15 protein-coding genes are annotated in these 19,929 nt (G+C 73.1%); 6 read left to right on the top strand and 9 right to left on the bottom strand.

Translation table 11 applies throughout. The features are described 5' to 3' along the window. The first annotated feature begins 311 nt into the window (after positions 1 to 311). The 3 genes from AB0K65_RS12835 to AB0K65_RS12825 all read left to right on the top strand — a co-directional run bounded on the left by AB0K65_RS12835 (position 312) and on the right by AB0K65_RS12825 (position 3,344). On the top strand, positions 312 to 1,952 hold the full coding sequence (locus AB0K65_RS12835) for a penicillin-binding transpeptidase domain-containing protein (RefSeq protein WP_365715842.1): 1,641 nt from the start codon (positions 312 to 314) through the stop codon (positions 1,950 to 1,952). A gap of 61 nt (positions 1,953 to 2,013) precedes the next feature. After that, on the top strand, positions 2,014 to 2,496 hold the full coding sequence (locus tag AB0K65_RS12830) for a YbaK/EbsC family protein (RefSeq protein ID WP_365715841.1): 483 nt from the start codon (positions 2,014 to 2,016) through the stop codon (positions 2,494 to 2,496). Next, positions 2,493 to 3,344, top strand: a complete 852-nt coding sequence (locus AB0K65_RS12825; protein WP_365715840.1) for a DMT family transporter — start codon at positions 2,493 to 2,495, stop codon at positions 3,342 to 3,344. The genes AB0K65_RS12830 and AB0K65_RS12825 overlap by 4 nt, the downstream gene beginning before the upstream one ends. A 317-nt stretch (positions 3,345 to 3,661) precedes the next feature. Here the strand turns inward: AB0K65_RS12825 and AB0K65_RS12820 are convergent, their stop codons facing one another. Beyond that, complete coding sequence (locus AB0K65_RS12820; protein ID WP_365715958.1) at positions 3,662 to 4,102, bottom strand: Lrp/AsnC family transcriptional regulator; 441 nt, start codon at positions 4,100 to 4,102, stop codon at positions 3,662 to 3,664. 120 nt (positions 4,103 to 4,222) lie between these two features. Here AB0K65_RS12820 and AB0K65_RS12815 point away from each other — a divergent pair, with 120 nt between their 5' ends. After that, positions 4,223 to 4,774 carry an alpha/beta hydrolase gene (locus tag AB0K65_RS12815; RefSeq protein ID WP_365715839.1) on the top strand — a complete coding sequence of 184 codons (552 nt, stop codon included), beginning with the start codon at positions 4,223 to 4,225 and terminating at the stop codon, positions 4,772 to 4,774. Between the two features lie 66 nt (positions 4,775 to 4,840). Here AB0K65_RS12815 and AB0K65_RS12810 read toward each other — a convergent pair whose 3' ends face one another. From AB0K65_RS12810 to AB0K65_RS12790, 5 genes are all read right to left on the bottom strand, one after another. After that, positions 4,841 to 7,849 carry a protease pro-enzyme activation domain-containing protein gene (locus AB0K65_RS12810; protein ID WP_365715838.1) on the bottom strand — a complete coding sequence of 1,003 codons (3,009 nt, stop codon included), beginning with the start codon at positions 7,847 to 7,849 and terminating at the stop codon, positions 4,841 to 4,843. 380 nt (positions 7,850 to 8,229) lie between these two features. Beyond that, entirely contained in the window at positions 8,230 to 9,393 is a 1,164-nt protein-coding gene (locus tag AB0K65_RS12805) for a serine hydrolase domain-containing protein (RefSeq protein ID WP_365715837.1), read from the bottom strand. Positions 9,394 to 9,493: 100 nt separating this feature from the next. Next, positions 9,494 to 10,234, bottom strand: coding sequence for an ABC transporter ATP-binding protein (locus AB0K65_RS12800; RefSeq protein WP_365715836.1), 741 nt, complete (start codon positions 10,232 to 10,234; stop codon positions 9,494 to 9,496). After that, entirely contained in the window at positions 10,231 to 10,992 is a 762-nt protein-coding gene (gene cbiQ / locus AB0K65_RS12795; RefSeq protein ID WP_365715835.1) for a cobalt ECF transporter T component CbiQ, read from the bottom strand. Before cbiQ ends, AB0K65_RS12800 begins: the two co-directional genes overlap by 4 nt. Positions 10,993 to 11,222: 230 nt before the next feature. Further along, positions 11,223 to 12,344: an energy-coupling factor ABC transporter permease gene (locus tag AB0K65_RS12790; protein WP_365715834.1), complete on the bottom strand. Its 1,122-nt coding sequence runs from the start codon at positions 12,342 to 12,344 to the stop codon at positions 11,223 to 11,225. A gap of 125 nt (positions 12,345 to 12,469) precedes the next feature. On the opposite strand from AB0K65_RS12790, the gene AB0K65_RS12785 reads away from it, so the two are divergent. After that, positions 12,470 to 12,832, top strand: coding sequence for an SsgA family sporulation/cell division regulator (locus AB0K65_RS12785; protein ID WP_365715833.1), 363 nt, complete (start codon positions 12,470 to 12,472; stop codon positions 12,830 to 12,832). A 104-nt stretch (positions 12,833 to 12,936) separates the two neighbouring features. On the opposite strand, the gene AB0K65_RS12780 is transcribed toward AB0K65_RS12785, so the two are convergent. Together AB0K65_RS12780 and AB0K65_RS12775 are read right to left on the bottom strand one after the other, a co-directional pair. Then, positions 12,937 to 15,171, bottom strand: a complete 2,235-nt coding sequence (locus AB0K65_RS12780) for an MMPL family transporter (RefSeq protein WP_365715832.1) — start codon at positions 15,169 to 15,171, stop codon at positions 12,937 to 12,939. Positions 15,172 to 15,293: 122 nt separating this feature from the next. Beyond that, positions 15,294 to 15,866 carry a TetR/AcrR family transcriptional regulator gene (locus tag AB0K65_RS12775; protein WP_365715831.1) on the bottom strand — a complete coding sequence of 191 codons (573 nt, stop codon included), beginning with the start codon at positions 15,864 to 15,866 and terminating at the stop codon, positions 15,294 to 15,296. A gap of 184 nt (positions 15,867 to 16,050) precedes the next feature. On the opposite strand from AB0K65_RS12775, the gene AB0K65_RS12770 reads away from it, so the two are divergent. Beyond that, positions 16,051 to 19,371 (top strand): S41 family peptidase, encoded by a 3,321-nt coding sequence (locus tag AB0K65_RS12770; protein WP_365715830.1) that lies wholly within the window; start codon positions 16,051 to 16,053, stop codon positions 19,369 to 19,371. On the opposite strand, the gene AB0K65_RS12765 is transcribed toward AB0K65_RS12770, so the two are convergent. After that, positions 19,314 to 19,832 (bottom strand): GNAT family N-acetyltransferase, encoded by a 519-nt coding sequence (locus tag AB0K65_RS12765; protein WP_365715829.1) that lies wholly within the window; start codon positions 19,830 to 19,832, stop codon positions 19,314 to 19,316. The genes AB0K65_RS12770 and AB0K65_RS12765 overlap by 58 nt on opposite strands. Between the last annotated feature and the right edge of the window lie 97 nt (positions 19,833 to 19,929).

Genomic DNA, 19,929 nt, shown 5'->3' with positions numbered 1-19,929 from the left:
GCCGAGGCCGCCCTGCTTGCCCGACCGTCACGGCCCAGGGACGGCCCAGCCTCGGCATGGCGGCCCCAGACGCCGAAGGAGGCCGTGCGAGCCGGCGTTCGCGAGGCTTCATCTGCTTCTGGCCGATCCACACGGGCACGTCGATTCCGATGGACGAGTGGCGCCATCGGATGGGGCGCGACACGTGGGTGTGGGGCATCACAGGGGGCTTGCCCGCTCGCGGGCCGGGTCGCGGAACGGTAACAAGCGTCACCCTGCTCACACCTGTCACCTAGGTTGGGTTGATCGCCTGGGGGAGGGGAGGCGCAGCCATGCGCAGTGGGGTCAAGGTCGCGATCGTCGGGGGAGTCTTCGTCGTCGTGGCGAGCGGGGTCGGGTACGGGAGCTACAACCTCTGGACCGGGATCAACGGGGGTTCCGAGGTGGCTTCCCGGGCGGCGCCCGAGGAGAAACGTTCCGGGCCCGTCACCGGGGACGAGGTGACGAACACGGCGAAGGAGTTCCTGGCCGCCTGGGCGGCCGGGGAGTCGGACCGGGCGGGACAGCTGACCAACAACCCCGTCGACGCGGGGCCCGCGGTGCTCGGTTACCGCGAGGGGGCGATGGTCTCCAAGGCCGTCATCACGCCCGGCACGGCGGTCGGCGCGAAGGTGCCGTTCACGGTGAGCGCCACGGTGACGTACGAGGGGCGGTCGAAGCCCTGGACGTACTCCTCGGAGCTGACCGTGGTGCGCGGGCTGACCACCGGGCGGCCGCTGGTCGACTGGGAGCCGGCCGTCATCCACCCGAAGCTGACCAAGGGCGCGACCCTGCGGACCGGCGAGGCGAAGACCGCCGCCGTCAAGGCAGTCGACCACGACGGTGTCGAGCTGACGGCGGAGAAGTACCCGTCGCTCGGGCCGGTCCTCGCGCAGCTGCGCGAGAGGTACGGCGAGCGGGCCGGGGGCGAACCGGGCGTCGAGACCTGGATCGAGAGCGCCGACGACGCCGTCCCGGACACCACCGTGCTGACCCTCGCCGCCGGCAGGCCGGGCGAGCTGCGGACGACCATCGACGCCGGGGTGCAGGCGGCGGCCGAGCGGGCGGTGAAGCGGTACGAAGGGGCCTCGGTCGTCGCGATCAAGCCGAGCACCGGGGAGATCCGGGCCGTCGCCAACAACCGCGCGGACGGCTTCAACGCGGCGCTGGAGGGCCGGCAGGCCCCCGGTTCGACGATGAAGATCGTCACCGCCGCGATGATGCTGGACAAGGGGCTGGTCGACGGCCCCTCCGGCAAGGTCGAGTGCCCCTCGACCGTCGACTGGGACGGGCGGACGTTCCACAACCTCGACGACTTCGCCCTCCCGTCCGGCAGCACCCTCCAGCGGGCCTTCGCCCGCTCCTGCAACACCACCTTCATCAAGCCGGTCAAGCCGCTCGGCGCCGAGGCCGGCACGGCGCTCGGCGACACGGCCCGCAAGTACTTCGGCATCGGACTGGAGTGGAAGACGGGGGTGGTCTCGCAGGACGGGTCCGTCCCGCCGTCGACGGGCATCGAGACCGCCGCCTCGTACATCGGCCAGGGCCGGATCACCATGAACGCCCTCAACATCGCCTCCATCGCGGCGACCGCGAAGAACGGCTCCTTCAAGCAGCCGATCATCGTGGCGACGGACCTGGACGGCCGCGAGACCGCGAAGGCGGAGCGGCTGCCCGGCTCCATCGGCAAGGCGCTGCGCGAGATGATGCGGGCGACGGCGCGGGGCGAGGGCACGGGCGCCGGTGCGATGGCCGGCGTGGGAGGCGACAAGGGCGCCAAGACGGGGTCCGCCGAGGTCGACGCGGCCGCCTCCTCCAACAGCTGGTTCGCCGGATTCGCCGACGACCTGGCGGCCGCCGCGGCCGTCGAGTCCGGTGGGCACGGCTCGGACGCGGCCGGCCCGGTCGTGGCGAGCGTGCTGAAGGCGCGGTGACGCGGCCGCGGGCCCACAACGCGGTCGCGTGGCTCGTACACGTACCGCTACGGTGCAGCGCATGACGACATCGACCGCGCATCCGCTCTTCGCCGAGGCCCTGCGGGAACTGGGCCTCGACGTCGAGATCCGCAGCTTCCCGAACGAGACCCGCACCGCCGCCCAGGCCGCAGAGGCCATCGGCTGCGAGGTCTCCGAGATCGTCAAGTCGCTGATCTTCGCGGCGGACGGCGTCCCGGTCCTGGTCCTGATGGACGGCGCCTCGCGGGTCGACGTCGAGCGGGTGCGCCGGGAGCTGTCCGCCGGGGCCGTCACGCGAGCCGACGCGCGGCTCGTACGGGAGACCACGGGGTACGCGATCGGCGGCGTCCCGCCCTTCGGGCACCGCACCAGGACCCGCGTCCTGGCAGACCGGGGGCTGCTCGACCACGAGGTGGTGTGGGCGGCGGCGGGCACCCCGCACACCGTCTTCGCCCTCGACCCCCGGTCGCTGGTGGCGCACGCGGGCGGCACGCTGGTGGACGTCCGCGAGCGGTCGGCGTGACCCCGCCGGTCGCGGCGGCGGTGCTGATAGCCGCCGTGACGCACGCCAGTTGGAACGCGATCGCGCACCACATCCGCGACCAGCTGGTCTCGTTCACGCTGATCTCCGGCGGCGGCGCCCTGATCGGCGCGACCCTCGCCTTCTTCGTCCCGCTGCCGGCGGCGGGGGCGTGGCCGTACCTGATCGCCTCCGCCGTGCTGCACGTCGGCTACTACGCCCTGCTCATGCGGTCGTTCACGCTCGGCGACTTCGGGCAGATGTACCCGATCGCGCGCGGCACGGCGCCGCTGGCGGTGACGGTGCTCGCCGCGGTCTTCGTCGACGAGGTCCCGGACGGCCGGCAGCTCACGGGCGTCGCCATCGCCTGCGCGGGCCTGACGGGTCTGGCCCTGTGGGGCATCCGAGGCTCGGGCCGCCGCCCCGACTGGCCGGCTCTCCTGGCCGCGGGCGGCACGGGCCTGGCGATCGCCGGCTACACGGTCGTCGACGGCGTCGGCGTCCGCGCCTCCGGCACCCCGCTCGGCTACGTCGCCTGGCTGATGATCCTGGAGGGCCTCGCGATCCCGGCGTACGCCCTCCACCGCCGCCGCTCCGCCCTCCTCCCCCAACTCCGCCCCCACGCCGCCCGCGGCCTCCTGGGCGCGGCCCTCTCGGTCGCCGCCTACGCCCTGGTCCTGTGGGCCCAGACCCGCGCCGCCCTGGCCCCGATCGCGGCCCTGCGCGAATCCTCGATCATCGTGGGCGCGGCGATCGGCACCCTCTTCTTCAAGGAACGCTTCGGCGGCCCCCGGGTGGCGGCGGCGGGCCTGATGGTGGTGGGCATCGGCCTGATGCTGCACGGGTCCTGAGACCCCGCACAGGCGACGGGCGACGGGGCGGGTCCTCCGGAGCGGCATCGACCGTCGAGGCACGCACGCCAAGGCGCTCGGGGGCCCGCCGTCCAGGCGGCCTACGAGCGCCTCTGCGGACGGGGCCGCACGAGCCGGCTGGTTCGCGACCAGGGCGTGTTTCGAAGCAGCGCCGTCCGCCCGAAGGGCGGGCCCCGCGGCGTCGGGTGCGTGCGATCGCACGGCGGAGGGTCGCCCGCGTACCGGACGTACGTGGACGATCACGACCACGCGGCGAGCGTGCGTGCCAGGCGTCACGGGGCAGGCGGGACTTTCACCTAGGTCGTCGGCAGCGGTTTGGGTGGGTAGTCGCGCAGGACGAGCGAGGTGGTGACCGGGCCGTGGCGGGCGAGGGAGTCCACGATCTGTTCGAGGCGTTCGGCGTGGGAGCAGTGGACGTCGAGCAGGAGGCAGTCCTCGCCCGTGACGCGGAGGGTCGAGACGACCTCGGGAGTCCCGGCGGCGAGGGCGAGGGCCTGGGGCAGGCGCGCGTGGGTGGTGCGGAGTCGGACGACGGCGTGGATGTGCAGTCCGACCGCGGCCGGGGCGACGACCGCGCGGTAGCCGGTGATGACCCCGCTCCTCTCCAGGCGCTGGATGCGGGCGCCGGCCGCCGGCTGGGACAGTCCGACCCGCCGTCCGACCTCGGCTCCGGTGAGCCGGCCGTCCTTCTGGAGCAGTTCCAGGATGGCGCGGTCGATATCGTCGAGTGAATCCATCGTCGTCACCCCCACTTTCCTTGAGATCACTTGCCGGGGCCCGGGCGCTGCCGCTCGTCCATCGAGAATCGCCCCAGGAGCCCCCGGCATGCGGGGTCACGACGGGAAGGGCGGTGGGCGATGGCCGCGTACGTCATCATCCCCGGGATCGACGGTTCCGATGAGCGTCACTGGCAGAGCTTGTGGGAGGAGCGATGGGGGGCCTCGGCGGTCCGGATCGCGCCGGCCTCGTGGAGCGCGCCGGATCTGGCGGACTGGGTCGCCGCGGTCCAGGACGCCTACGAGACCGCCTCCCGGCGTGAGCCCCACGTGGTGCTGGTGGCGCACAGCCTCGGCTGCTGGGCGGCCGCGAGCTGGCTGGAGCAGGCACGCCCCGGGGCAGTGGCGGCGTTCCTGGTCGCGCCTCCCGATCCCGGGGGACCGGCGTTCCCGCGTGAGGCGGCGTCGACCTTCCTGGGCCTGACCGCGCGTCCCCTGCCGTGCCCGAGCCTCATGGTGGCCAGTGACGACGACCCGTACTGCGACCCGGCCACGGCCGCCTCCTTCGCGCACGGGTGGCGGGCGCGGGCCCGTCTCGTCGGAGGGCACGGCCACATCAACTCCGGCAGCGGCCTCGGTGACTGGCGGGCCGGTCTGGAGCTCCTCCGCGGGCTTGTCGACCCGGCGGGATGACCGTGAGGCCCTGCTTCCCACCGCGAGCGATGGGGAGCAGGGCCTCCGCGTGGTGCGTGTCAGCGCTTACGAGTAGTAGCCGAACAGGTCGGCGATCACGTGCGCGCTGCCGGCGTTCGGACGGAAGTCGATCTTTCCGTTGACGACCGGGACGGTGACCAGGTTGGCCACGGTCGCGCCCTTCGTCCAGTTGAGGTTGGACGCGTTGGGCAGGGCGGTTCCGTCCGGCCAGACCGTCAGGAAGCCGTTGCTCGTCGGCGCGGTGACGGTGACGTTCAGGACCACGGCCTTCGCCTTGGCCAGCGTGTGGCCGTCGTTGACGTCGAGGACCAGGGTCGCGCCGCCGGGGACGGGGGTGTTGCGGGCCGTGCCGAGGGCGTAGCGGGTGTCGAGCAGACGGCTCGGGCCCGCGGTGTGGAACGAGCCGCCCTCGGTCGTGGCCGTGTAGTAGCCGAAGACGTCGGCGATGAAGTGCACGGTGCCGAGGCCGGCGTTGTGCAGGTTCACCTTGCCGTCGGTGCCGACGGGCAGGACGACCATGTTCGGCCGGGTCTGGCCCGTGAGCCAGTTGATGTTCGACGCGGTCGGCTGGGCCGTGCCGTTCGGGTACGCGATCAGGTGACCGGTCGAGGTCGGCGCGGTCGCCGTGACGTTGAGGACCACCGCGGTCGCGCCCTCGGCGGGGACGCCGCCGACGCCGGTGACCTTCAGGGAGACGGTGCCCTTGCCCGCGACGGGCGCGGTGCCCGGGCGGCCGGTGCCGTTACGGGTGTCCAGCACACGGGCCGGCCCCTTGGGCACGTAGGTGCTGCCGCCGGCCTCGGTCGAGAAGTAGCCGGAGACGTCGGCGACGAAGTGGGTCGTGCCGCCGCCCGCGTTGAAGAGGTCGACCGAGCCGTCCTTGCCGACCGGGACGGTCACCAGGTTCGGGACGATCTCGCCCTTCAGCCAGTTCATGTTGGACGAGGTCGGGCGGGTGGTGCCGCTCGGGTACGCGATCAGGTGACCGGTCGCGGTCGGCGAGACGGCCGTGACGTTCAGGACGACGGCGGTCACGCCGGCGGCCGGGACGCCGCCGGTGCCGGCGACCTTCAGCTTGACCGTGCCGTTCGCGGCGACCGGCGAGGTGCCGGCGCGGCCGATGCCGTACCGGGTGTCGAGGACACGGCTCGGCGGCAGGGCGTTGAACGTGCTGGACGGGGACTGCGGGACCGCCTGGCACAGGCCCTTGACGATCTCGCGGCCGTTGGGGGCGCCGAGGCCGGTGCCCAGGTCGTAGCCGGCGGCGGCGCGGTACAGGCCGCTGTAGTTGCCGGACGCGGTCAGGTTGTTGTGACCGGTGGTGACGTCGCGGAACGCGGCGGCCGGGAGCTTGTAGAGCGCCTGGTGGACGTAGCCGACCGAGCCGTTGGCCTGGCAGGCGAGGTCCTGGTTGGCCTGCGCCATGAGCGCGGCCCACACCGGGGCGGCGCCGCTGGTGCCGCCGATGATGTGCCAGTACTGGCCGGCCGAGGAGTCACGGCCGAACGCGACGGGGTAGCCGGTGTTCGGGTCGCCCACGCCGGAGACGTCCGGGACCTGGCGGCAGACCGCGCCGCCGGCGGCGACGCAGAGGTCGCTGTAGCCGGGAGCGATCCGGCCGGCCTGGAAGCCGTCGGTCGGAAGCTCGACGTGCCGCGAGACGCCGCCGCCGGAGCCGGTCCAGGTGGTCTGGCCGGTGATCGAGCCGCGCATCGTGGTGCCGCCGACACCGAGGACGTACGGCGACGAGGCCGGGTTGTCCGTGTACAGCTCGGAGGCGTTGGGGTCGCCGGCGTCACCGTAGTAGCAGCCGGTGGAACCGCTGTCGCCGGAGGCGGCGACGATGGTCTGGCCCTGGGCGGCGGCCTGCTGGAAGATCAGCTTCTCGCGGTCCAGGACGGCCTGCGGGGTGTACAGCTCGCAGCTGCCCCAGCTGACGGAGACGACCTTCGCGCGGTTGTCGGTGACGATCCGCTGGAAGAGGTCGGTGCCGTCCTCCCAGGTGTTCTTGCCCTGGTAGACGACGACCTTGGACTGCGGGGCGAGACCGATGATGGTCTCGACGTCCAGCGCGGTCTCCAGACCGACACCGGTGTCGATGCCCGCCGGCTCCGTGGGTCCGCCGTTGACGCGGACGGAGCTGACCGGGACCTTCGTGCCGTGGCACGCCTGGTAGCTCGCGATGTCCCGCAGGTCGTAGTTCTCCAGCGAGTACACGGCGATGGTGGTGCCGTTCTGCACGTTCGGCTGGTCCGCCATGCCGTACGCGGCCGCCAGCGACCTGGCGCTCCAGTAGTCCTGCTTGTCGTAGGCCGCGGGGTAGTCCGGGGTGGACGTCGCGTACAGGTCCCGGATGCCGGGGCACATGGTCGGCGTCGTCCCGGTCAGCCGGGGCTGACGCGCGGTCTCGCCCGCGTCGGCCGTCCGCTGCTTGCGGGGCGCGCCCTTCGCGCCCGTGTTGCGCGGCTCGTACGTCGACAGCGTGTTGAGGCCGACGACCGCGCGGACGGCGGCCGCCGCCTCGCCGCCGAACTCGGGGGCGCGGGTGTTGGTCACCCCCGCCACGCCGTTCTCCAGGCGGTAGCCGTCGAACTCGGTCTTGAACGCCTTCGCCGCCTCGCCGACGGTCGCGCGCACCGGCAGGGTGAGGCCGTCGGCCTCCAGCTCACCGACCGTGAGCCCCTTCGCCTCCAGCTCCTCGCGGACCGTGGCCACCGCCCGCGGGTCGGCGCCGAAGGCGGTCGCGAACTCGCCCGTACCGAGGTACTGGCGGTACAGCGGCGACTTCGGGTCGGAGACCCCGGCGACGAAACGGTCCAGCGCGGCCTGGTCGCGCGGCTCCAGGACGACGCTCAGGTCGAGCGTCCGGCCCTCGGCGGGGTCCGCCTGGCGGACGGCGCCACGCGGGACCTTCGGCGCGGAACCGACCCGCTGCGGGGCCGGCTCGTCGCTACCGGCCGCGTACGACGCCGGCATCCCGGTCGCGGTGACGGCCAGGGCTACGACGGCCGCCGCGCCCCATCTGCATGCCTTCTCACGGGCGGTTCGGCCCATGCACACTCCCTCTCACGATCCCTGTCGTCGGGCCGCGAGGGCAGGGTGAGACCGCGGAAGGGCGCGGCCGTGCGCGTACGCGGGCACGGCAAAGCGAGTGAATGCGTTCGTGGGGGCCGGGCGCGGCCCGGACCCTGTGCGTGAAACCCCCCCGGCGGTGTCACCGCTCCTGCACGGCGGACGACAGCCAGAACTGAATCTTTATCAGGAGGCGAAACGTCTCTGCACAGCGGGTTCCGTTCTTTACCGGACCGTGATCCTCAAGAACTCGCCCAGAGCGGACATCGACGGGCTTTCAGGGCGCGGGGACGTCGTCCGGCCCCGCTCGTCAGGGGCCGGACGACGGGGCGGCGCGAGGAGCCGCCGCCCGCCGGGCATGCTCACAGCGCCGCGCGGACCGCCCGTACCAGTGCCTGGGCCCGCGGGTCGGCCGTCACCGTCTTGCGCGTCCCGTTCGTCACGTAGCCGAAGGCGATGCCCGACTCGGGGTCGGCGAAGCCCAGCGAACCGCCGCGGCCGGGATGGCCGAAGGAGGTGGGGCCGAGCAGCGGGGACGCCGGGCCGTGCAGCATGTGGCCGAGGCCGAAGCGGGTGGAGACGATCAGGACGCGGTCGGGGCCGGTGGACTCCTCGGTCCGGGCGAGGGTGAGCGTCGCCGGGGCGAAGAGGCGCGCGCCGCCGTCGACGGGCCCGAGGGTCGAGGCGTAGAACCGGGCCAGTGCGCGGGCCGTGGAGACGCCGGCCGAGCCGGGCAGTTCGGCCGCGCGGTAGACGGGGTCGTTCTCGTCGGGCTGGGGGTCGATCGCCCCGAAGGCGCGCCGGGTCAGCGAGCCGGGGTCGCGGTACGCCTCGGTGACGGAGCGCTTGGGACGCAGCTTCAGGGCACCGCCGCCGGGCGGCTCGGTCTCCTCCACCGGCCCCAGGCGGCCGACCCGGTGGGCCTCTTCGGACGGCAGCCCGATCCACAGGTCGAGGCCGAGCGGGCGCGCGATCTCCTCGGCGACCCAGCGGCCGATGGTGCGGCCGGTCACCCGGTGGACGAGGCCGCTGAGCAGCCAGCTGAAGGTGTGGGCGTGGTAGCCGTGGGCGGTGCCGGGCTGCCAGACGGGGGCCTGGGCGGCGACGGCGGCGGTCGCGGTCTCCAGGTCGACGGCCTCGGCGAGGGACAGCGGCCGGTCCAGGACCGGCACTCCGGCCTGGTGCGCGAGCAGCTGCCGTACGCTCACGCGGTCCTTGCCACCCGCCTTGAACTCCGGCCAGTACGTGCCCACCGGGGCGTCCAGGTCGAGCTGCCCGCGCTGGTGCAGCAGCAGCGGTACGGCGGCGGCGACGCCCTTGGTCGCCGAGCGGACCACCTGCGCGGTGTCCACGGCCCAGGGGGCCTCCCCGGCGACGTCCTTCGTGCCGGCCCACAGGTCCACGACCTTGACGCCGTCGCGGTAGACGGCGACGGCCGCGCCCCGCTCGCCGCGATGCTCGAAGTTGTGCAGGAACGCGTCCCTGACCGGCTCGAATCCCGCCGCCACCGTGCCCCGGACGTCCACGTTCCACGCTCCCTCTCGTTCACCGCTGTCGCGCCGCTCCCGGCCCCCATGGTGCAACGTGGCCCGGGAGGCCCGGATTCCGGGTGGGGGTCCGGCCGGGTCAGACCACGGACCGGGGCACGAAGCCGTACGGCAGCTCCAGGCGGTTGCGCTCCATCAGCTCCGCGTCGGCCAGGACGTCCGCGGTCGGCCCGTCCCCCGCGATCACGCCCTCGCTGAGGATGACCGCCCTCGGGCAGAGCTCGAGGGCGTACGGCAGGTCGTGGGTGACCATGAGGACGGTGACATCCAGGGAGCGCAGGACGTCGGCGAGTTCGCGGCGCGAGGCGGGGTCCAGGTTGGAGGAGGGCTCGTCGAGGACGAGGATCTCCGGTTCCATCGCGAGCACGGTCGCCACCGCCACCCGGCGGCGCTGCCCGAAGGACAGGTGGTGCGGCGGCCGGTCGGCGTACTCCTGCATGCCCACGCGCTCCAGCGCCCGGCGGACGACGGCCTCCAGCTCCGCTCCGCGCAGGCCGGCCGCGGCCGGCCCGAAGGCCACGTCCTCGCGCACGGTGGGCATGAACAGCTGGTCGTCGGGGTCCTGGAAGACGATGCCGACCCGGCGACGGATCTCGGCGAGGTTCCGCTTCTCGACGGGCAGCCCGGCGACGGTGACCGTGCCCACGCCGCCGGTGAGGATGCCGTTGAGGTGCAGGACGAGGGTGGTCTTCCCCGCGCCGTTGGGGCCGAGGAGCGCGACCCGCTCGCCGCGGCCGACGGTCAGGTCGACGCCGAAGAGGGCCTGGTGGCCGTCGGGGTAGGCGTACGCGAGGCCGCGTACGTCGAGCGAGGCGGTCATAGGGTCCATCCCAACAGGCAGACGAGCAGGGCGGCGGCGGGCAGCGAGGCGGCCTGGAGCCACTGGGTCCGGGTGGCGGTCACCTCGTCGATGACCGGCATGGTGCCCGTGTAGCCCCGGCTGACCATCGCGAGGTGGACGCGCTCGCCCCGCTCGTACGAGCGGATGAAGAGCGCGCCCGCCGACTTGGCGAGGACGCCCCAGTGGCGGACGCCCTTCGCCTCGAAGCCGCGCGAGCGGCGGGCGATGGACATCCGGCGCATCTCGTCGGTGATCACGTCGCCGTACCGGATCATGAAGGAGGCGATCTGGACGAGCAGCGGGGGCAGCCTGAGGCGCTGGAGGCCGAGGAGCAGCTCGCGCAGTTCGGTGGTGGAGGCCAGGAGCACGGAGGCGGTGACGCCGAGGGTGCCCTTGGCGAGGACGTTCCAGGCGCCCCACAGGCCGGGGACGGAGAGCGCGATTCCGAGGACCTCGACCCGCGCCCCCGGGACCACGAACGGCATCAGGAAGGCGAACGCCACGAAGGGGACCTCGATGACCAGGCGCCGCAGCAGGAAGCCGGCCGGGACGCGGGCCCACGCCGCCACGCCCGCGAGCAGGGCGGCGTAGAGGGCGAAGGCCCAGACGGCCTCGCGGGGCGTGGAGACCACGACGACGACGAAGCCGAGGACGGCGGCGAGCTTGGTGTGCGGGGGCAGCGCGTGGACCGGCGAGTCCCCCCGCCGGTAGAGCCTGTGCGCGTGTCCGGCGCCCATGTCAGCCGCCTACGCCCGTACGGGACGCGGGCGCGCCCGCCGCACGTGCGCGGGACCGGACCGCGGGCGCGCCCGCCGCACGTGCGCCGCTTCGGGCCTCCCGCGCCTCCGTCGTACCCGTCCGTGTACGGGGCGCCCGGGCGCCGGTCGGCCCCGCGCCGGTGCGCGGCGCCCGTGCTCCCGGGACAGGTGTACCGGACGCCCGCGCGCCCGTCGGATCCGTGGTCATCTCAGACCCGCGCCCCGTCGGTCCCCGCTCCGGCGGCGGCCTCCCGACCGGCGCGGGTGGCGGTTCCGCGGCGGCGTACGGCCCAGAACGCGCCCGTGCCGACGGCCAGCGTCGCACCCACGCCGATGACTCCGGCCAGGCCGCCCGAGAGCCGGGCGTCCTCGACGTCCGCGACGCCGTAGTCGGCGAGCGGGGAGCCGGCCGCGGCGTGCTCCTCGACCTTCGCGTCGATGCCCTTGTCGGCGGCGACCTTCTCCAGGCCGTCCGGGTCGGCGGAGGCGTAGAAGGAGACGAAGCCGGCCAGGACGAGCGTGGTGACCAGGCCGCCGATCCAGAGCTTCTTCGGCGAGCCGGCCGGTGCGGCGGCCGCGGGGCCGCTTCCCGCGCCGGAGGCGGCGGGGGTGGCGTCGACCAGTTCGCCGTCGACGCGCAGCTTGAGCGGGGCGGTGAGGCCCCGGGCGCCGTGGACGAGGTCGGGGCGGACCGCGACGACCGCGCCGACGGTGAGCATGGTGATCACCGCTTCGCCGATGCCGATGAGCGTGTGGACGCCCACCATCGCCGTGAACACCTTGCCGATCGGCACGTCCGTGGTGCCGCCGACGGCGTAGAGCAGGGTGAAGGCGGCGGCCGCGGCCGGTACGGAGACGAGCGCGGCCACGAAGGAGGCGACGGTCACCGAGCGGCGGGTGCGCGGAAGCACGAGGACGAGGCCGCGGAAGAGCGCGTAGGCCAGGACGACGGTCACCACGCCCATGACGGTGATGTTCACGCCGAGCGCGGTGAGGCCGCCGTCGGCGAAGAGGATGCCCTGCATGAGCAGGACCACGGAGATGCAGAGCACGCCGGTGTAGGGGCCGACGAGGATGGCGGCGAGCGCGCCCCCGAGCAGGTGCCCGCTCGTACCGGCGGCGACCGGGAAGTTCAGCATCTGCACGGCGAAGATGAAGGCGGCGACGAGTCCGGCGAGCGGCGCGGTCCGCTCGTCCCCGAGACCTCCGGCGCCGGGGGCGCCCGAGAGCTCGCGGCGGGCTCCGCGCAGGCTGACGGCGACGGCGCCGGCGGCGACGACTCCGGCGGCGACCGACACGGGGGCGTTGATGAATCCGTCGGGTACATGCACTCGTCGATGATGGCGCTACCTGCAAAGTCCTCGCAAGAGCGAAGAGGTCACAGAAGAGCCCGCCCCCTCGACCGCAAAATATGGGACATTAGTGAATGAAACGGACGAGTGTGAGGAGTCGGCCGATGCCCTCAGCCGCGGATGACCACGCAGTCGAAGATCACGCCAAAGGCAGGATCATCACCGACGCCCCACTGTCCCGACCCGTTCCCGTCGCCCTGCGCTTCGATCCGCACTCCGACCCGGCCACCGTGCGCTTCGCCTTCCCCGGCAACATCGAGTGGTCCTTCCCCCGGGCGCTCCTGGAGACCGGGATGCGGGCCCCCGCACGCCGCGAGGACATCGGGGTGTGGCCCTGCGGGCGCGTCCAGACGATCGTCGAGTTCCACACGACGGACGGCGTGGCGGTCGTCCAGTTCGACACCACGGCCCTGCTCCGCTTCCTCCGGCACACCTACGCCGTCACCGCGTCGAGCTCGACACGATGACGGCGTAGGGCCGCGTCGGTTCCCCGTCCCCACAGGTTCCGGCGCGATCCGGGCCACCCGCTCCGCTCAAGCGGGCGACCCGGGGTTTCAGGTCGGCACAGGCGTCAGACCCGCGCGAACTCGCGCTCCGCGCCGTCGGCCAAGCCCTGGGGCCTGACGAGCCCCTCGCCCTCCACGTCCACGTTCGGCAGCGCCTTGTCCAGCCACTTCGGCAGCCACCACGCCTTGTGGCCGAGCAGCGCCAGAACCGCCGGGACGACGGCCATCCGGACCACGAAGGCGTCGAAGAGGACGGCGACGGCCAGGCCGAAGCCGATCATCTTGATCATCTGGTCGTCCATGCCGATGAAGCCGGAGAACACCGCGATCATGATCACCGCCGCCGCGGTGACCACCCGGGCGCTGTGCCGGAAGCCGCTGACGATCGCCTCGCCGGGCCGCTCCCCGTGGACGTACGCCTCGCGCATCCGCGTGACGAGGAAGACCTCGTAGTCCATCGCGAGACCGAAGACCACGCCCACCATGAAGATCGGCATCATCGACATGATCGGACCGGTCTGCTCGACCCCGAACAGACTGCCGAGCCAGCCCCACTGGAACACCGCGACGACCGCGCCGAGGGCCGCGACCACCGAGAGCAGGAAGCCGAGGGCCGCCTTCAGCGGGACCAGGACGGAACGGAAGACCACCATGAGGAGCAGGAAGGCCAGTCCGACGACCAGGGCCAGGTAGGGCAGCAGGGCGTCGTTCATCTTCTGGGAGAAGTCGATGTTCATCGCCGTGGCGCCGGTGACCAGCACGTCGTCGCCGGTGACCTCGCGGATGTCGTGGACCAGCTCCTCGGTCGCGACCGAGGAGGGGCGGTCCTTCGGGATCACCGTGATCATCGCGGTGTCGCCGGCCTTGTTGGGCGTCGGCGGGGTGACCGCCACGACGCCGTCCAGCTTCTCGACCGTGCGCACCGTGGACTCGGCGGCGTCCTTGTCCCCGTCGACGACGACCATCAGGGGGCCGTTGAAGCCCGGCCCGAAGCCGTCGGACAGCAGGTCGTAGGCGCGGCGCTCGGTGGCGGAGGCGGGCTTGGCGCCGTCGTCGGGCAGGCCCATCTCCAGCGAGGCCGCGGGCAGGGCGATCGCGCCCAGGCCGAGGACACCGACGAGCAGGACCATCACCGGGCGCCGGATGACGAACCGGGCCCACCGTGTGCCCGCGTTGGGCCTGCCCTCGCCCTTGCCGGTCGCGTGCGACTCGGACCGCACCCCGGCACCGTTCTCCGCGGTCTTGCCGAGGCTCGTCCCGGCGTCCTTCCCGGCGCTCTTGCGGTCCTTGCGGCCCATCACCCGGGAGCCCGCGAAGCCGAGCAGCGCGGGGATGAGGGTGAGCGCGATGAGGACGGCTATCAGGACCGTGCCGGCGGCGGCGAAGCCCATCTTCGTCAGCATCGGGATGTTGACGACGGCCAGGCCCACCAGCGCGATGACGACCGTCAGACCGGCGAAGACGACGGCGGAGCCGGCCGTGCCGACGGCGTGGCCGGCGGCCTCCTCGCGCTCCCTGCCCTCGGCGAGTTCGGCGCGGTAGCGGGAGACGATGAAGAGGGCGTAGTCGATGCCGACCGCGAGGCCGATCATCATCGCGAGCGTGGAGGTCGTGGAGCCGAGGTCCAGGACGTTCGCGAGCGCGGTGATCGTGGAGACGCCGATCCCGACGCCGATGATCGCCGTGAGCAGCGGGAGGCCGGCCGCGACCAGGGAGCCGAAGGTGATGACCAGGACGATCCCGGCGATGATCACGCCGACGATCTCGCCCGCGCCGGTCTCCGGCATGCTCTGGAGCGCGTCACCGCCGATCTCGACGGTCAGGCCCTGCCCCTGGGCGTCGTGCCCGGTCTTCTCCAGCGCCTCGCGGGTCGCGTCGCTCAGCTCCATGCCGGAGACCTTGTAGCTGACGGAGACGTAGGCGGTCGAGCCGTCCTTGGAGACCGCCTGGGCGGCATACGGGTCGGTGACCTGGGCGACCTGGTCGGAGCCGGCCTTCAGCTCGGCGACGACCTTCTGCACCTTGGCCTTGTGGGCAGGCTCGGTCATCTTCTGCCCGTCCGGCGCCTGGAACACGACGCGGGCGGTGGCCCCGTCGGCGTTGCCGCCGGGGAAGCGCTGTTCGAGGAGGTCGAAGGCCTTCTGGGCCTCGGTGCCGGGTATGGAGAAGGAACTGGAGGTCGCGGCGGGCGCGGTGGCGGCGCCGACTCCGGCCAGCGCGAGGAGCGCGACCCAGAGGAGGGCGACGAGCCGTCGGCGCCGGAAGGCGGAGCGACCCAGCTTGTAGAGGAACGTGGCCACGGGGGCGTACTCCCATTTTGTTGGACGGGACAAGGGCATGGGGAGCCGGCCCGACGGCGTGAGCGGTGCGACGTCAGGTACTGGGGACTACGGGTCCGTACGGGGTGTACGGAGGGGAAGCGTCAGGCGCCGAGTGAGGGGAGCACGACGGCGTCGACGTAGGCACTGAGGAAGGCGTTGTCGACCGGCTGATCCTCGATCAGCGGGCGGGCGATGAACGCCCCGATCAGCATGTGGGGGACGAGTCTCAGCGCCGGGTTGTCGGCGCGGACCTCGCCCCGGTCCACCGCTCGTCGCAGCACCACGTCGAGGCCGGTCATCTCGGGTTCGATGAGCAGCTCGCGCAGCGCCTGGAGCAGTTCGGGGTTGTCGTGGACGGCATGGGCCAGGCCCCGCATCAGCGCGGAGTCCTTCTCCATCTGGCAGTCGTCGGACCTCTCCATCATGGCGTGGAAGTCGCCGCGCAGGGTGCCGGTGTCGATCTCGCCGAGATCGACGGGCTTGTTGTGGCGCATGGCCCTGGCGACGAGCTCGGGCTTGCTCCCCCACTGGCGGTAGAGGGTCGCCTTGCTGGAGCGGGTGCGGGCGGCGACGGCGTCCATGGTGAGGGCGTCGTAGCCGACCTCGCGCAGGAGGTCGAGCACGGCTTCGTACAGCTCGGACTCACGTTCAGGGGTGAGTCTGCTGCGGGCCATGGTCGGTCCTCCCATCCGAACGAAACGGTTTCGTACAGTACGAAGGTACCCCGGCCCCGAGCGAAACGAAACCGTTTCGTACGTGTCGTGGCCCACACCGGCGGCACCGGGGCTCCACGAAGTCCCCCGAAAGAATGCGGCTTCCCGAGTTGCCGCGCCCCCTCCCCGCGGAAAGCATTGGGGAGTGAGTGAAAGCGCCGCGTACCTCCGCTTCCCGCACCTCCACGACGATCTGCTGTGCTTCGCGGCAGAGGACGACCTCTGGGTCGCCCCCCTGGTGCCCGAGGGGCACCACCCGGGCCGCGCCTGGCGGATCACCGTCGACCGGACGAGAGTCGGCCATCCCCGCTTCTCGGCCGACGGGCGCCATATCGCGTACACGAGCTGGCGCAGCCTCGACCCGGAGATCCACCTCGCACCGGTCGAGGGCGGGCCGTCCCGGCGCCTCAGCTACTGGGGCTCGACCGACACGCGGGTCTGCGGCTGGTCTCCCCCCGACAAGGACGGCAAGTCCGACATCCTCGCGGTCTCCTCGCACGGTCAGCCCTTCTCGTACTTCTCCTGGGCCTACACCGTCCCCACCGACGGCTCCCCCGGCGGCCGGATGCCCTGGGGGCCGGTCTCCGACATCGAGGTCGCCGACATCGACGGAGAGCGGCGCACGCTCCTGCTCACCGGCAAGCCCCCGCACGAGCCGGCCGCCTGGAAGCGGTACCGCGGCGGGGCCATGGGGCGTCTCTGGCTGCACGGCCGGCAGCTCCTGCCCGACATCGGCGGCCACCTGGACTCCCCGATGTTCGTCGCCGGCCGGATCGCGTTCCTCTCCGACCACGAGGGCGTCGGCAACCTGTACTCCTGCCTGCCCGACGGCACTGATCTGCGGCGCCACACCGACCACGACGCGTTCTACGCCCGGCACGCCTCCAGCGACGGGCGGCGGGTGGTCTACCAGTGCGCGGGCGACCTGTGGATCGTGGACGAGCTGACGGCCGACTCCGTCCCCCGCAAGCTGGAGGTGCGGCTCGGGGGCCCGCGCGCCGGGCGGCGGGCCTACCAGGTCCCGGCCGCCAGCCACGTCGACGCGATCTCGGTCGACGAGACGGGGCGGGCCAGCGCCGTCTCGGTGCGCGGCAGCCTCTACTGGCTCACCCACCGCGACGGTCCGGCCCGCACGATCACCGACACCCCCGGGGTGCGGGTCCGGCTGCCCGAGATGCTGGGCAGCGGCGGCCAGGTCGCCTACGTCACGGACGCGGAGGGCGAGGACGCGATCGAGATCGCCTCGCTGCCCCGGGCGAGCGGGGACCGCCCGCCCCGGCGGCTGGCCGCGGGCGCGCTCGGACGGGTCGAGGAGATGGTGTCCGACCCCGACGGGGAGCGCCTGGCCATCGCCTCGCACGACGGGCGGCTGCTCCTCGTCGACGCGCGCGAGGAGTCCGACCGCGAGGAGGAGACCACCTCGCCGGCCGGGGATTCCGACGGCGTGACCGAACTGATCCGCTCGCTCAACGGGCCGGTTCGCGACCTGGCCTTCTCCCCCGACGGGGCCTGGCTGACCTGGTCCCACCCCGGCATCGGCCGCTCCCTGCGCCAGATCAAGATGGCCCGGATCTCCGGGCCCGGCACGCGCACGGTCATCGACGTCACCAACGGCCGCTTCGAGGACGAGAACCCGGTCTTCACCCGCGACGGGCGCTATCTCGCCTTCCTGTCCTGGCGCGGCTTCGACCCGGTGTACGACGTGCACACCGGGGACCTGTCGTTCCCGCTGGGCTGCCGCCCCTACCTCGTACCCCTGTCCTCCGCGACCCCCTCCCCGTTCGCGCTGCTGCCCGACGGGCGCCCCGCGGCGGGCGGTCTCGACCCGGGCGAGAGCGATACGGAGAGCGGCGAGGGCACCGCGATCGTGGAGGTGGAGGGGCTCGCCGACCGGGTCACGCCGTTCCCGGTCGCCGCCTCCAAGTACTCGGCGCTGCACCCGGTCAGCGGCGGCGGCCTCGTCTGGCTGCGCTGGCCGATCTCGGGCGCGCTCGGCGAGACCTTCGCCAACCCGGCCGACACGACCGGCCGGCCCACCCTGGAGTACTTCAACATCGCCAGGGCCCGCAAGAGCGAACTCGTCCAGCATCTCGACTGGTTCGCGGTCAGCGGCGACGGCTCCCGGCTCGTCGTGGTCGACGAGGGCGACCTGCGGGCGGTGCCGTCGACGGAGAGCGGGGACTCCGACTCGACCGTCTACATGGACCTGCGGCGGATCGTGCACGAGGTCGACCCCGAGGCGGAGTGGCGCCAGGCGTTCGACGAGGCCGGACGGATCATCCGCGCCTACTTCTGGGAGCCCGGCATGGGCGGGGTGGACTGGACTGCCGTCCTCGACCAGTACCGGCCCCTGGTCGAACGGGTCGCCTCCCCCGACGAGTTCGCCGACCTCCTGCGCGAGGTCCTGGGCGAGCTGGGCACGTCCCACGCGTACGTCACCCCGGCGCGGCGCAACGAGGGCCCGCCGCACTACCAGCGGCCGATGGGCCTGCTCGGGGCCAACCTCGTGCCCCGCGACGGCGGCTGGATGGTCAAGCGCATCCTGCCCGGCGACTCCTCCGACTCCAAGGCGCGGTCACCGCTCGCCGGCACGGGCATCCGCGAGGGCGCGCTCCTGACGCACGTGGACGGGCGCCCGGTGGACCCCGTGTGCGGCCCGTACCCCCTGCTCGCCGCCTCCGGCGGAACGACGGTGGAGCTGACCTTCCGGCACCCGGAGGGCGAGGGGCGCGCCCGCCGGATCGCGATCGTCCCGCTGATCGACGAGCGGCCCCTGCGCTACCAGGACTGGGTGGCCAAGCGGCGCGCGGTGGTACGGGAGGTCAGCGGCGGCAAGTGCGGCTATCTCCACATCCCCGACATGGGCGGCTCGGGCTGGGCCCAGTTCAACCGCGACCTGCGCATGGAGGTGTCCCGGCCCGCCCTGATCGTGGACGTGCGGGGCAACGCGGGCGGCCACATCAGCGAGCTGGTGGTGGAGAAGCTGACCCGCAAGATCCTGGGCTGGGACCTGACGCGGAACGCCCAGCCCGTCTCGTACGCCTCGAACGCCCCGCGCGGCCCGGTCGTCGCCCTCGCCGACGAGGCGACCTCCTCGGACGGGGACATGATCACGGCCGCGTTCAAGCTGCTCGGCCTCGGTCCGGTGATCGGTCAGCGGACCTGGGGCGGTGTGGTCGGCATGACGGGCCGCCACCGGCTGGGTGACGGCACGCACGTCACCGTGCCGATGAACGCGGCCTGGTTCCCGGAGTACGGCTGGTCGGTGGAGAACCACGGGGTGGAGCCGGACCTGGCGATCCTGCGCACCCCGCTGGACTGGGCGGAGGGCCGCCACGCCCAGCTCGACGACGCGGTGGAGGTGGCGCTCGCGCTGCTCGCCGCCACGCCGGCCGCCACCCCGCCCGGCTACGCCGACGTCCCGGACCGCTCCCGGCCGAAGCTGCCGCCGAGGTCCAGCTCGTAGGCCGTCCCGGGCCGCCCGTCGATCGTCACGCTGCCGACGGCCCCGAACCCCACCCGCCCGAGCACGGCCCTCGAACCGGGATTGTCGAGGGTCGTGACGGCCGTCAGCCGCAGCAGCCCGTATCCGTCCACGGCCAGGCGGCACAGCTCGCGCACGCCGGTCGTGGCGACTCCGCGCCCGGTGGCCTTCTCCGCCACCCGGTACCCCAGTTCGGCGCTTCCGTCGGACACGTCGACCAGGTTGAAGCGCCCGAGTATCTCCCCGCCGTCCCCGACGAGAACGTGGAAGTGGATGTCCCCGGCCTCCTGCTCGTCGAGCAGGGCCCGGTGCCGGGCCTCGAACTCCTCGAAGTAGGCGTCCCCCCGGTCGGGCACGGAGGCGGCGAAGTACGCCCGGTTCTCCCGCTCGAACGCGAGCAGGGCGGGGGCGTGTTCGGGTCGGAGTCGCTGCAGCTCGGCCATGATCGCCAAGGTACGCGGCATCGACTCTCCGGTCACCCCCGTTCGCGCGACGCGCGAAAGGCGCACCCGGCCTCCCGGTGCGCCTCTTCCGTACGAC

The sequence above is a fragment of the Streptomyces sp. NPDC053755 genome, from assembly GCF_040677675.1.
GTDB lineage: Bacteria > Actinomycetota > Actinomycetes > Streptomycetales > Streptomycetaceae > Streptomyces.
This window is presented reverse-complemented; position numbering and strand designations above follow the sequence as displayed.

What these genes read in the sequence shown, in the direction of transcription:
- AB0K65_RS12835 (WP_365715842.1), top strand. Translation starts at nt 312, where the DNA reads ATGCGCAGTGGGGTCAAGGTCGCGATCGTCGGGGGAGTCTTCGTCGTC.
- AB0K65_RS12830 (WP_365715841.1), top strand. Translation starts at nt 2,014, where the DNA reads ATGACGACATCGACCGCGCATCCGCTCTTCGCCGAGGCCCTGCGGGAA.
- AB0K65_RS12820 (WP_365715958.1), bottom strand. Translation starts at nt 4,102, where the DNA reads ATGGATTCACTCGACGATATCGACCGCGCCATCCTGGAACTGCTCCAG.
- AB0K65_RS12815 (WP_365715839.1), top strand. Translation starts at nt 4,223, where the DNA reads ATGGCCGCGTACGTCATCATCCCCGGGATCGACGGTTCCGATGAGCGT.
- AB0K65_RS12810 (WP_365715838.1), bottom strand. Translation starts at nt 7,849, where the DNA reads ATGGGCCGAACCGCCCGTGAGAAGGCATGCAGATGGGGCGCGGCGGCC.
- AB0K65_RS12800 (WP_365715836.1), bottom strand. Translation starts at nt 10,234, where the DNA reads ATGACCGCCTCGCTCGACGTACGCGGCCTCGCGTACGCCTACCCCGAC.
- cbiQ (WP_365715835.1), bottom strand. Translation starts at nt 10,992, where the DNA reads ATGGGCGCCGGACACGCGCACAGGCTCTACCGGCGGGGGGACTCGCCG.
- AB0K65_RS12785 (WP_365715833.1), top strand. Translation starts at nt 12,470, where the DNA reads ATGCCCTCAGCCGCGGATGACCACGCAGTCGAAGATCACGCCAAAGGC.
- AB0K65_RS12775 (WP_365715831.1), bottom strand. Translation starts at nt 15,866, where the DNA reads ATGGCCCGCAGCAGACTCACCCCTGAACGTGAGTCCGAGCTGTACGAA.
- AB0K65_RS12765 (WP_365715829.1), bottom strand. Translation starts at nt 19,832, where the DNA reads ATGGCCGAGCTGCAGCGACTCCGACCCGAACACGCCCCCGCCCTGCTC.